Source organism: Sulfolobus sp. B1 (assembly GCF_007050195.1).
Taxonomy (GTDB): Archaea; Thermoproteota; Thermoprotei_A; order Sulfolobales; family Sulfolobaceae; genus Saccharolobus.
This window is the reverse complement of sequence record NZ_QIMI01000002.1, coordinates 1-12,106: the sequence shown is the minus strand read 5'-3', so window position 1 is coordinate 12,106 and position 12,106 is coordinate 1. Positions and strand designations below refer to the sequence as shown.

Below are 12,106 nucleotides of genomic sequence, written 5' to 3'. Positions count from 1 at the left end.
TAGACGAAAAAAGTTAATGTGAAAAGGAATGAGTGTTAAAATTAAATCGAAGATAACGATAGGAGTATTACTGATGATTTTCCTCCTTTCAGTAATCTTCACAATAGAAAACGTTTCATTAGCTCAGACTTCTCCTCAAATACCAGTATATAAGGTAGTAGGTTCCGCTGATCTCTCTAACCCGGGCAGTGCTAGCTATTGGGCACAAATACCTTGGATCAATATATCTTTAACAGCTAATATACCAATGGCTCCTACTTCAGGATTAACACACTATCTTTTAGTTAAGGCTGCTTGGAATGGGTCATGGATATTTATACTCGAACAATGGCAAGCACCAGAGCCAGCATTTAACGTTTGGTCAACGGCTGCTGCTGGTATATATCCTAATGCTTCTGGTCCAGGGTTATTTAGAATAATTGAGCTCACCCCCGGAACTACGTACACTTTAGAGAAGAACTATACCAATTACGTTTCAATAATAAATGGGAAAGAAGAAATGGGCAGGATAGTTTTCAATTACTCTGGAATAGTTTTACCAGCTCCAAACAATACTCAAATAACCGTACTATCTAATGGAACGATATTACTATGGCACTCATTGAGACCGATGGAGGACTTATTATATAGTGATGGCATGTTTTATGGTTACTACACCAACTCAACGTGGTATTATCCAGATAGGGCTGCAATAATGTGGTATTTAGGAAGTGGTACACCAACTAAAGATGGCATGAACATAGGTGGAAAATACCCCGGGCAAAATTTTGATGGAGTAACGTTTAAGGATGCTGGAGGATCTTTAGCCCAAGCTGGGGGATCAGCGAATATATGGATGTGGGTATCCGGTGCTACTTGGAATAATTCTACTTATGACCCCGCATTTAAAGCAAACATTTGGCAAAACGAGTCATTAACTGGTTTACCCTATGTTGATCCTAATGATCACGGTTTCGCTGTTCCATTATATTCAAATAATACTAACATGTATGAGGTGGACACAGCCGGAATATGGTATACTCCAATAAAATCTGAGGGATTGAATGGGTCATTATTCTTTATATGGACTGGGGCAAAGTATGAAAACGGGTCATGGATAGTTGAGTTCGCCAGACCTCTTACAGTTCCTTCTGATTATGAACCATTTATGCCAAATATATCTATAGGAAATACATACTACGTTGCATTTGCTGTATGGCAAGGCAAGTTAGGTGAGACATTATTCGATAAATCAATCACCTCTAGTTTCTTGACGTTAGAATTAGTTACGACTCCGCCTACTACCACGACGACAACAACTACTTCAGTTTCAGTAACTTCTGCCGTACCACCAGCTACACTTTACGTCACAATAGTAGGAGTAGTTATTGCCCTAGTGGCTCTGGTAATACTATATGTGGTGTTTAGGAGATGAACTTTTTTGAACAGTTGAAAGGAAATTTAAACCTTTTTTTAATCATTTTAGGTATATCCTCTTTCCTTCAGTTCGCATTTAAGGAAGCCTTTATGTACCCCTCTATTCTTCCCCTTAACGTCCCAAATGAGGGAATTCTTGAAGCTCTAGGTGGGATATTCTTTTATGTGTACTTTTTCACCCTAATCGTGATATCGGTATTACTAATTCAGAAATATAAATTAATGACGCTAATTAGTGCCTCACTCATAATCTCCCTATTCGTTCCATTAATTCCAAACTATAATACTTCTTTCCTCTGGTACTCGTTTGAAATATTTATAGTAGTAATAGGCATTTCATTAATGATCGAAAGTATCCTTAAATCTTCGCCTTACTCCCTTCTCTTATTACCTACAATGTTTATGGTAGATATAGGTCTATTAGGCTCCATACTACTAAACGTTTTTCATCATGCGCTTTTTACAAGTTATATTACAATTTATTTAATCTCACTACTAGGTTTCTTAATCTACGTTATATTATGGGGAGAAAAGAGAAGTGCCAGAAATTACGTTAGCTTATTTACTGGTGTATTAGCTTTTATCCCATTCATCTTTTTATTACACTCAATAGTTAACAATAGATACTTGGAAATTTTAATGGACATGATATTACCTTCAACACTTGGAATTGACCTCTATAATCCTTACCATATTACGCTCCTAGTATTAGCTTTAGGTCTCTCGGCTATGGGAATTATAATATCGATAATCAAAGGTAATTATTCAGCTGGCATAGGATATTTCATTATAATCTCAACAGTATTTTTAGGCATAGATGGATACTTAATCTTAGTTTATATGATATCCCCTATTATAGGATTCTCTCTAATGACTTATCATGAGAAAAAACGTATAATTGATATTATTAGTCCAACGAGGAAAAGATAAATTTTTTCCAACCATCTTATTTTTTAGTGATTAATTTTGATAAAGTTTAGATTAGGTAAAGGTGAAGAAAGGGAAATCTTAGATTACTCTAACTTAACCTTCTTCAGGAAGTTAGCGAGTAAGATGAGAGATCCTAAGACTAGATTTGACGTGAAAGAATTCGTGAGCAAAGGGGAGGACTATTTATTTAATTACACTAACAAAAACGTAGGTAGTGTAGATGAAAAGAGGAGAAAGTTCCTAAAGTCTTTGATATTTGGAATAGCTGCAGCTGCAGTTGTAGGAATCATTCCGGGGGTTAGAGTTCTCGTTCCACCTACGGTTACTGTGACCACCGGTTTCCCGAAATCGCTCTTAGTAGATTCCTCTGGAAATCCAATAAAAGCTTCTTCTTTACCAGTAAATAGTCCATACATAATAATTTTTGAATACCCAATGACTGGTGAACCAAACTTCTTGATAAACTTAGGGGACTCTAGCGGAAAACCAGTTGAGATTCAACCTACTAAAGTCGTAGTACCTCAAACTGGAAAAACTTACGATTTCCCGGGAGGGGTAGGTCCTAATAAATCAATAGTGGCTTATTCAGCAATTTGTCAACATTTAGGTTGTACTCCACCTTATATCCACTTTTACCCTCCTAGCTACGTTAATCCAAGACAGCTAACAGCTTCAGAACCAGATCAATTAACTGCTGCAGCATTATTAGCGGCAAAAGAAGCTAATGTACCAGCTTTGATACATTGTGACTGTCATGGATCAACTTATGATCCATATCACGGAGGAGCTGTATTAACTGGTCCAACAGTCAGACCTTTGCCTAGTGTCATACTAGAATGGGACTCTTCAACAGATTACTTATACGCAATAGGATCTGTTGGTGTGGCGACATATCCTAACGGTAGTAATGGTATACCATCACAAGATCCTACTGATGACCTAAGCTCGAGTTTTGGAAGTCCAGTAGGAGATAAAACAACAGTCACTGAAACGGAAAATCCTTTCTCGTCATGAGTCCAACGCTTTATTTTTTTATTTTTGATTGATTAATCAATTTTTATGGGAGTATCAGATTGGTTTAGAGAAAGATTGGGATTGGATGACTTACCATTCTTTAGAACACCAGATTATATGTATAACGTCAATTATTGGTTAGGCTCACTAGTAGCTGCTGCGTTCATCTATACAGTAATTTCAGGTTTGATTTTATTATTATACTATAATCCAGAGGCAGGATATTCCTCTACCGAATTCATAATACAGAAAGTGCCCTACGGTTCCGTAATACTATATAGTCATCTTTATGGTGCATATGCTATGATAATCTTAGCATATGTACACATGTTCAGAAATTATTTTGCTGGAGCATACAAAAAACCTAGAGAGTTGTTATGGATAATTGGAGTTATAATGCTTGTACTCACTTTGGGAACAGCCTTTTTAGGATACAGTCTTATTGGCGATGCATTAGCTACGAGTGCTGTAGACGTTGGCGAAGGTATAATAAGCAGTATACCGGGATTATCAATTTTCATTCCTATCCTGTTTGGAAACTATGATGCAGGAGATTATGGAAGAGTCTTAGCTTGGCACATAATCTTCGTAGCCCTAATAGGCTTACTATTCGCCTTCCACTTCTTCTTAGCTGAACATTATGGCATGATGCCTTCAAAGAAAGTTAAGGATAAAGCTCCTGCAGTATATACAAAAGAAGAGTGGCAAAAGTTCAATCCTTGGTGGCCTAGAAACTTTGTATATATGATGTCACTAATCTTCTTAACCTGGGGATTCATACTACTAATACCTAACGCCTTAGCATACTTAAACGGTTTACCCCAGCAGCTAAATCCCTTCTTAAATCCTAAACCTGCCCCTCCACCTAATAGCCCAGCAGCAGCACATATTACAACTTATCCTCCATGGTTCTTCCTATTCCTATATAAGATAGCAGACTTCACAAGCGACGTTGTGATATTCTTATTTATCGGAGTTATCATCCCATTACTATATCTAATTCTGGTCCCTTTCATAGATAGATCGCCTTATCTAAGCCTAACAAAGAGAAGGTTATTCACGGCCTTTGGTATATTAATGATTACCTACCTAATACAAACAACGATCTGGGGGGATTTAACACCTGGAGTAGAAATACCAATAGCCCAGCAAGTGATGGTCTACTTACCACCGGCTATCATTACTTTAGTGGGAGTTTTCGTTATGCCTGCTAAAACAAATAATAAAGCAATCGCTAACCCGTTAAGCATCTTAATTCTTTTGGTAACTTCTATATTATTTGGTGGGGCTCTAGTAACTTTAATCGCTTCCCCGTCACTATTAACCATAATTGCATTCACCTTATTTACGTTAGTATTTATCCTATCTATAAAGAATATATCGCCAATAGCGCTGAAGATTGAGAAACAAGAGCAAACCATAATAACTCCTGAAAAGCCGAGAAACAGAGAACTAAAGAAGAAAATAGCTGAAGTATTAATAAGCATCCTCTTCATCTTTGCAGTCATATTAGCTTCTCAACTGTGGGTAATACCTGCAACTGGCTACCTTTCTAACTTGTTTGGGATCGATCTAGGGTTAATATTCATAATGCTGGGTGAGGCGATATCTTTATACCATTACGTAGTTTATAGGAGGGATTAACAAGCATGGTTAGAAAGGTGATGAGGTATGATAAATGTAGGACTTTATTATAAGGTAAAGAAGGGATATGAAAAGGACTTTGAGGAGAAATTCCTCGAGGTATTAGGAATATTAAAGAAAACGAACTCAGGTTTAATTGAAGCTAAGCTTTACAAGTCTGTAGAAGATCCCACAGACTACTTAATATACACTGAGTGGAAGGATATAGAATCTTTTAAAAAATTCACCCTAAGTGAAGAATATAAAAACACTATCAATTACGGAAAGAATATACTAGAAGGAAAACCTAAGCATAGAATACTTAAAGAATTAAACACGTAAGCTATTTTTCAACCAATTTCATAAATTTTTTACATAATTTTCATCTTTAATTATACCTTAACACTTCACAAAGTGAGGATATCATATGCCCTTCAGTTTTGGCTCCAAATATCTAACTAACAAGTAGTTTACTCCTTCAATCACGATTACCCCAGTGAGGACTGGGTGTAATATATAAAATAATTTTACCTTTTCTAACACACCCAGAAAAGTAACTAACAATGAGGGTGGGTGTTCTATATTTAAAACTACTTCCACGAGGAAGGATAAGAATGATGCTAACGTAGCGTACACGATAGAGCTAAGATTAAAAAGGGAGAATAGGACGGCTATCACACTACAAAGTAGATAGGAAGATAAGACGGTTAAGTTTCTATTCATTTTCCAATCCGGATCAGCGTATTTAGTAGAAGCTGTCGCAATAAAGGGTGGTAAAATGAATTCAGTCCTAGTTATTATCGTAATCAAGACGAGTAAGGAGATAGAAATAATTAAGTTAAGAACAGAAACAATTTTTTTAGCATTGCCTGCCTCCATATGTTTTGAAAAATTGAAACAGTTGAATAAAAAACTAACTACTTAATTATTCTCTCCTCCTCTAATAGCGTTTCTCCCGAAGCTTCCTCTAACGGCTTACTCTTAGTCTCTGGTATGAATAACAGAGTTATTATGGCAGAGACTAAAGCCACACTGCCTAAGAACCCAACTGCGAAGGACTCTCCGTATGCGTTAAATAGAGCTGGAAACACGAAAGATGTTAGTCCTGCACCTATTCTACCGGAAGCAACGGTTAAGGATTGTATGAATCCTCTTACTTTCGTTGGACTTAGCTCAACTCCTAACATCCCGGAAGCGCTCACTGAGCCCGGTCCTACTTGTGATGAGAAATTGTTCATCCCGTATATTGCAAATGCAATTAAAGGTGAGAAATATAGTCCTGCGAAATCCTTATATAACGAAAAGCTAAATAGTGATAATGCCATTCCTATAAATCCGATAATTTGCAATGGTTTCCTACCAACTCTATCTATGAGCGATAACGCTATCAATCCTCCGGGAATAGTGAAGATTGCTTCTATATATAACTGAAACACGCCCGAGTTTATTCCTAAACTCTTAGCTATTAATGAGGGACCGAACAAGATTCCAGAATATGCCACGATGTCAAATAGGAACCATAATATGCACGCTGCTAGAAACTTACGCCAATATTTAGAGAAGTAATAGCTAAACGAATTATAATCCTTCAAGTCTTTACTTATCATAACTTCTTGTCCCGTTACCTCCTTTACAACGTTTTTCAAGGTAGGTATATCTCCCTTAACTCTTCCTAAGAATCTAGCAGTTTCTGGAATCTTTCTTCTAAGATAAATGACTGAAGCAGCTGGTATTGCTCCAGAAGCTAACACTATCCTCCAAATCAAATCTGGACTTAAGTTAATTGCTGACAAAGCTAAGTATAATAAAGCAGCTGTAGTAGCACCAAAGCCCCAAAAGAGTCCAAAGCCTAAGGCAATAATTTTCCCCCTATCCTTAGCGTTAGAGTGTTCCGCCATTATCATTGGTGATAGGACGTAATCTGCCCCTACCCCTATGCCCAATAATAGTCTAATTAGAACCAACTCTAATGGATTGCTCACGAAAGCTTGAAGAATAGCACCTATCGTTAGAAGAGTCACATCGATCCCATAAAACTTCTTTCTGCCCATGTTCGAGAGCAAACCGAAAACTATTGCTCCTATTGCTGCTCCTATTAGGGCAGAGCCAGATATAAGGGATGTGTAGAGAACATAGTCTGAACTTTTCTGAGTTATCCCGAAGCTTGAGAGTACAGTTAATAACACTATGCCTACTGATGATAGATCGTACCCGTCAGTGAAAACTCCCATTCCAGTGGTTATCAAAGACTTCCAGTGAAACCAACTCAACTTTTTATCGTCTAATGGCTTAAATGGATTCATACTTCATCTACAATTACCTAGGATATGTTATTTATAAATATTATTAATTTTACCCTTTATATTTCTATATAGTTAGAATATTGAAAAATATGTTACATAGAATTATATAGCCTATTTATTCTATATAGGGAAAATTTTTAACGTTTCCTATATTGATCAACACATGGACGCTATCTTAATTGGGATTATTTTAGGGATCGTTCAAGGTATAAGTGAGTGGATACCAATTAGTAGTAAAACCCAAATCTTATTGGTCTCAACCCTTATCTTGGGTTTGTCCTTCTCACAAGGTTATGCCTTTGGACTGTTCATGGAGATAGGAACCATATTCGCTGCTATAATATACTTTAGGAGAGAAGTGTACAACGTTATTTTGGCAATAGTGAAGTTGGGTAAAGGTGGTGATTTAAAACTATTGGTTTATTTAATAGTGGTTACGATAATCACTGGAATAGTAGGAGTTCCTATCTATCTATTTATAGTGAATCTGATAACTGGACCGGTAGTTGGAATACCAATGAGTATTCTGGGCTTAGTGTTAATAATTGATGGGCTAGTGATCTACCTATCTAGAAAGAAATTCGTCCCAAATAGAAGCTTAAAGGACATGAGGCTTAAGGATTTCATAATAATTGGAATAGCTCAAGGCTTAGCAGCATTACCCGGAGTTAGTAGGTCAGGGATGACCACGTCAGCGTTATTATTACTTGGCGTAAAACCTGAAGAAGCCTTTAGGCTATCATTCTTAGCCTTAATCCCAGCTGCATTAGGGGCTATAGGGGTCTCGGTTATTATCTCAAAGCATACAGTAACTAATGTAATACATATTATAAGTCTCAATGCATTGGTAATTTCAATAATTGTAGCTACGCTAGTCAGCCTAATTCTAATAGAGTCGTTGCTGAGGTTCGCTAAGAGTAATAGAATACTTCTCCTTGTATTCACATTAGGAGCTATAGCATTAATTAGCGGAATTATAAGCGGTCTGACCTCCTACTTGCCCTAAAGGTGAGGGTTCTACTGAGGTCTAAGGGGTTACTCTGGTGGAAGAGATTAGGAATGATAATGGAGGAGAATGCTGACCAACCCTCGTTATTCTTCTGTAATATAGCTGTGCATTAACTCCCGATACACCTTTATACTTCTCATAATACTTGTCTCAAGTACCTTTTAGGTCTACTTTTTCTTTCTTGAAGAACTGTTGTCTTCCCTCATGATTGACTTCGTTCCACATCTTTGATGTTATGTCAGCTAACTTAATTAGTCTCCTTTGTTGAAAACCGTTTGGGAAATAGTCTAACAACTACCTCTGGTATTGCTGGAGTGATAATCAGCTACACATCTTCATTAAGTTGAAAAAGGGAGGACAAACCTCGCCCTTTAGGGCGGGATAGAGGTCAGCAGAGGGTAGTAACACGAGAGATATTTTTGTCTTAATAACTTTTACTCTACCTTAAAATTTGAGGTTTGTCTCTCTATTATCAATTTAATCATGAACAAAAAATATATATACCACTTTAAATTCAGAGAAAAATATGAATAGAAGAAATGTCATTTTAATGTTTGTAATTCTTTTGTTATCGCTTATTGCATTCGCGGGAATACAACTTAAAACGGTTAATGTAATAACATTGAATGGCATAGGCTATTATGAGTTTCCTTACGGAAACGGTGTCCTTGTAACGACAGAACTCGTATCAACCTCATTTCAATCTCGTGGCGTAAACATAACATCATTAATATATTTCGTAAATAGAAGCGAAGGATTTCTAGTTGACTCTTTTAGTCCATATGCCACAAATGTTAGTGAAGTTTCAGAGATCCTTATATACAATGAATCATATGCAGTAATTAATACGATTTATGTAAACATTTCACAACTCATACCTATAAATACCACAAATTTAATTGAACACGCTAAGGCAAATGTTACAATACTACATGGCTTTGACATAACTGGCTGGAAGTTTTTCAATAACTTCACTATGGGCTTTCCGACATCAAATGGGATAGTATACGTATCATTAGGTGTAAATAAGAGTACTCTAATAACACCGACTAAGGTTTACACATTTAATGGAACGTACGTAACTAATGTTTATCAGACTAAATACGGATTATTAGTAATTACTGGAATACCCTCAATAGCATCTTCTATTTCCCTTACACCTTTATCATCAACTGGAAGCTTTAATTCTGCAATATACCTTCTAGGAAAGTGGAATATAAGTGTAGTTGGATTTGAAGGGGCTTCTTTAGAACAAAACTACTTAATAGTATCAAATGCCTCGTCTACCCTCATTCTCAATGTCTCTAATGGCAAAGTGTTATACAAAATACCCGTAGCTGGTACTATTATACCAAGTTCTTCTAAAATCGTAAATGATACTTTATACGTTATTGTAGGAAGCAACCTATTGAGGGTTAATCTAACAAGTAATCAATATAAGGTTATTAACATAAAGGACATTAAAACTCCTCTTACTGTTAGTTTCGCTAATCATTATATAATTGTATCAGGGGTTAATTATATTTCTACTGACCCATTATTATCAGAGATCAACACAATTATAATGTATTATAATGGCACAATAGCTTATGAACATTCATCTCAATCATCTGGACAATCTGGACATCTAGAAATTGCCGTATATAATCAAGGCTATATATATGAGCTTGAGTCTTCAGCATCAGAAACTCAAGTAATCGTGTTAGTCATAAGCGTAGTAGCGACTTCCAGTACTACTACGACTAGTATAACTACTACGACTTCCAGTACTTCAACTACAACGACTACTACGACTTCTAGTACTACTACGACTAGTACTACGACAACTACTACAACGAGCACAACTACAACATCTACAACAAGTACTTCATCTACATCTACTTCAACATTAACTACTACAACGACATCTATAATTCCTTCGTCAAATTTGAGTACAAGCAAGATTGCTACGACCACTACACCATCAATTACTTATCATACTACATCTTTTCCCATTGCTTATGTAATTATAGGAATAATAATTATCATAGTAATTATAGCACTATTGTTACTAATACGTAAGACGTGATAAAAAGAACGGCAAACCTCGCCATTTAAGGCGTGTGTGGACAACAATTTGGTTTGATATATATTGAATTTTCTTTATTGTGGAAAAGTATTTTTTTGGGTGAGGGCGAGTTATTTATTAGAGCGAGAAGATGAATAGGTTTGATTTCCTAACACTCACCTTACTTAACAAGAAACACAATGACGAGATGGTTAAAAATATTCTTCAACAAAATTTACTCGAAATCTATTGGCATAAGTTGGAATAAAATTTTATGGAGATGGATGAAATTGTTGTCAACACACTATACGTCCCCGATAAGTACTGATTATCCGGTCCCTTATAATTGAGTATCTAATGTAGTCAGAGTAGCTTTTGTAAACATGAATCAAGGTTCACTGACTACACACTGATACGTTTGAAGGCTAACGAGTTAGCTGATAAGTTTCAAGAATATGAGAAAAAACATTTTTACAAAAATTTTGTAAAATGGCGTTGATACAAAAATGGAGAAGAATAACCTAAGCGCATCTCTCTCAATTTTAAGGAAACGTTAGGAGCCTTTGTATAACGCAATTATGTACGCTAGCAACGAGAAGAGGATCAACACTACGTACGAGTAGAATAACAAGGTCGAACTAATCTGGTATAAGTAACCTGAAAATCTCAAGGTAATGGCTGTAGATGAACTTGATATGCCAGACAAAATCCCAAACTTTACTCCCCTTCCTCCAATTTTAGCCACTTCCCCAAAAAACGATACCTCCCATGCTATTGCTGAAAACACCAAGAGGGTCATAATCATAAAGCCAACAATTGTTGACCCCGTGACTGTGAGTAAGTAAAAAGAAATCCCCTCAAGAATATACGCTAATATCAAGGTTTTCCGTGAAGCGATTCTCCCTATCAATGCAGGTACGACTGTATATAATAAGGTTTGGACTGAATAGAATATGCCTAAGGTCGTTTTATCAAAGCCTAAGTGGTCAACGCTGTAGATTATCAGTATGTAACTGTCAGGTGAGGCTATAAGGGAAAACAGACCCAAGGAAATGGATAAAATCATTAATCTTTTTTGTTTAAGCTGCATGAGTGCCGAGATTATTCCGGAAATTATTCCGCGTTGGTCAATATTATTTCCTTTCACTTCAAAGACCTTTAATCTCAATACCGCACTAACGACATTAATAAAAGAGGAGATAAGAAGGGACAAGCCATTACTAATCAGAAAAGAGCCTAGGAATGGTCCTATAATGCTTGGTGTTGAGGCTATAGATAAGAATAACCCATATGCCTGGGCTGGTCTCTTAGACTCAGCCAATATTACTTTAGATGCTACCGAAATGAAAGGAGGAATTAAACTCAAATATAGGATTACACAAGCTAGTAAAAAATCCCTTAAATTGTAAGTTATTCCGAAGTACAAAATAAGGTTTAACAAGGAAGCTAAGGTGGTGAAGGAAAAGAGAACTAGCCTGGCAGAGTACCTGTCCACCAATATTCCTGAGACTGGAGACAAGATAATCCCCAGTATCGTTGCGATTGAGTATATGATTCCTTGCAGTGTCACGTCTAAACCAATTTTCAGGAGGATTAATGGTAGATAGAAAATCCATAGAGAGTTACCAAAGGTTGATAATGAAGTGGATAATGATAAGTAGAAGAAATTATCTTTTTTGATCAACCTTGTTCAACCTAGGGTTGTTTTATCGTCGGAGATCTTGTAGTCAGCAGAGTGTGAGAGTAAGTTTGAAGTAACGGTAC

11 protein-coding genes are annotated in these 12,106 nt (G+C 36.5%); 7 read left to right on the top strand and 4 right to left on the bottom strand.

The genetic code is table 11. The features are described from left to right. Nucleotides 1-28 precede the first annotated feature (28 nt). From cbsA to DMP16_RS00320, 5 genes are read left to right on the top strand one after another with little or no spacing between them, the layout of a single operon-like run. Nucleotides 29-1,414 (top strand): cytochrome b558/566 subunit A, encoded by a 1,386-nt coding sequence (gene cbsA, locus DMP16_RS00340; RefSeq protein ID WP_069284168.1) that lies wholly within the window; start codon nucleotides 29-31, stop codon nucleotides 1,412-1,414. Further along, on the top strand, nucleotides 1,411-2,346 hold the full coding sequence (gene cbsB / locus DMP16_RS00335; protein ID WP_069284167.1) for a cytochrome b558/566 subunit B: 936 nt from the start codon (nucleotides 1,411-1,413) through the stop codon (nucleotides 2,344-2,346). Before cbsA ends, cbsB begins: the two co-directional genes overlap by 4 nt. Before the next feature lie 36 nt (nucleotides 2,347-2,382). Continuing rightward, nucleotides 2,383-3,360 carry a Rieske iron-sulfur protein SoxL2 gene (gene soxL2, locus DMP16_RS00330; RefSeq protein ID WP_069284166.1) on the top strand — a complete coding sequence of 326 codons (978 nt, stop codon included), beginning with the start codon at nucleotides 2,383-2,385 and terminating at the stop codon, nucleotides 3,358-3,360. 39 nt (nucleotides 3,361-3,399) lie between these two features. Then, nucleotides 3,400-5,004, top strand: coding sequence for a proton pump complex cytochrome B SoxC (gene soxC / locus DMP16_RS00325; protein ID WP_143576805.1), 1,605 nt, complete (start codon nucleotides 3,400-3,402; stop codon nucleotides 5,002-5,004). Nucleotides 5,005-5,031: 27 nt separating this feature from the next. Then, a complete protein-coding gene (locus tag DMP16_RS00320; RefSeq protein WP_069284164.1) occupies nucleotides 5,032-5,325 on the top strand; it encodes an antibiotic biosynthesis monooxygenase in 294 nt (97 codons plus the stop codon). Nucleotides 5,326-5,406: 81 nt separating this feature from the next. Here DMP16_RS00320 and DMP16_RS00315 read toward each other — a convergent pair whose 3' ends face one another. Both DMP16_RS00315 and DMP16_RS00310 read right to left on the bottom strand, forming a co-directional pair. Then, on the bottom strand, nucleotides 5,407-5,862 hold the full coding sequence (locus DMP16_RS00315; protein ID WP_069284163.1) for an HPP family protein: 456 nt from the start codon (nucleotides 5,860-5,862) through the stop codon (nucleotides 5,407-5,409). Nucleotides 5,863-5,900: 38 nt separating this feature from the next. Then, complete coding sequence (locus DMP16_RS00310; protein WP_143576802.1) at nucleotides 5,901-7,286, bottom strand: MFS transporter; 1,386 nt, start codon at nucleotides 7,284-7,286, stop codon at nucleotides 5,901-5,903. A 163-nt stretch (nucleotides 7,287-7,449) separates the two neighbouring features. Between DMP16_RS00310 and DMP16_RS00305 the strand changes: the two genes are divergently transcribed. Further along, the gene (locus tag DMP16_RS00305) at nucleotides 7,450-8,292 is read left to right on the top strand and encodes an undecaprenyl-diphosphate phosphatase (protein WP_069284161.1); all 843 of its coding nucleotides are present in this window, start codon (nucleotides 7,450-7,452) and stop codon (nucleotides 8,290-8,292) included. Between the two features lie 153 nt (nucleotides 8,293-8,445). Here the strand turns inward: DMP16_RS00305 and DMP16_RS10790 are convergent, their stop codons facing one another. Continuing rightward, a complete protein-coding gene (locus tag DMP16_RS10790) occupies nucleotides 8,446-8,589 on the bottom strand; it encodes a hypothetical protein (protein ID WP_156770083.1) in 144 nt (47 codons plus the stop codon). 232 nt (nucleotides 8,590-8,821) lie between these two features. Between DMP16_RS10790 and DMP16_RS10785 the strand changes: the two genes are divergently transcribed. Then, a complete protein-coding gene (locus DMP16_RS10785) occupies nucleotides 8,822-10,363 on the top strand; it encodes a hypothetical protein (protein ID WP_069284160.1) in 1,542 nt (513 codons plus the stop codon). A gap of 532 nt (nucleotides 10,364-10,895) precedes the next feature. On the opposite strand, the gene DMP16_RS00295 is transcribed toward DMP16_RS10785, so the two are convergent. Further along, entirely contained in the window at nucleotides 10,896-12,026 is a 1,131-nt protein-coding gene (locus DMP16_RS00295) for an MFS transporter (RefSeq protein ID WP_143576800.1), read from the bottom strand. Between the last annotated feature and the right edge of the window lie 80 nt (nucleotides 12,027-12,106).

Coding starts and splice junctions, on each gene's coding strand:
- DMP16_RS00305 (WP_069284161.1), top strand. CDS start 7,450: ATGGACGCTATCTTAATTGGGATTATTTTAGGGATCGTTCAAGGTATA.
- cbsB (WP_069284167.1), top strand. CDS start 1,411: ATGAACTTTTTTGAACAGTTGAAAGGAAATTTAAACCTTTTTTTAATC.
- DMP16_RS00320 (WP_069284164.1), top strand. CDS start 5,032: ATGATAAATGTAGGACTTTATTATAAGGTAAAGAAGGGATATGAAAAG.
- cbsA (WP_069284168.1), top strand. CDS start 29: ATGAGTGTTAAAATTAAATCGAAGATAACGATAGGAGTATTACTGATG.
- DMP16_RS00310 (WP_143576802.1), bottom strand. CDS start 7,286: ATGAATCCATTTAAGCCATTAGACGATAAAAAGTTGAGTTGGTTTCAC.
- DMP16_RS00315 (WP_069284163.1), bottom strand. CDS start 5,862: ATGGAGGCAGGCAATGCTAAAAAAATTGTTTCTGTTCTTAACTTAATT.
- DMP16_RS10785 (WP_069284160.1), top strand. CDS start 8,822: ATGAATAGAAGAAATGTCATTTTAATGTTTGTAATTCTTTTGTTATCG.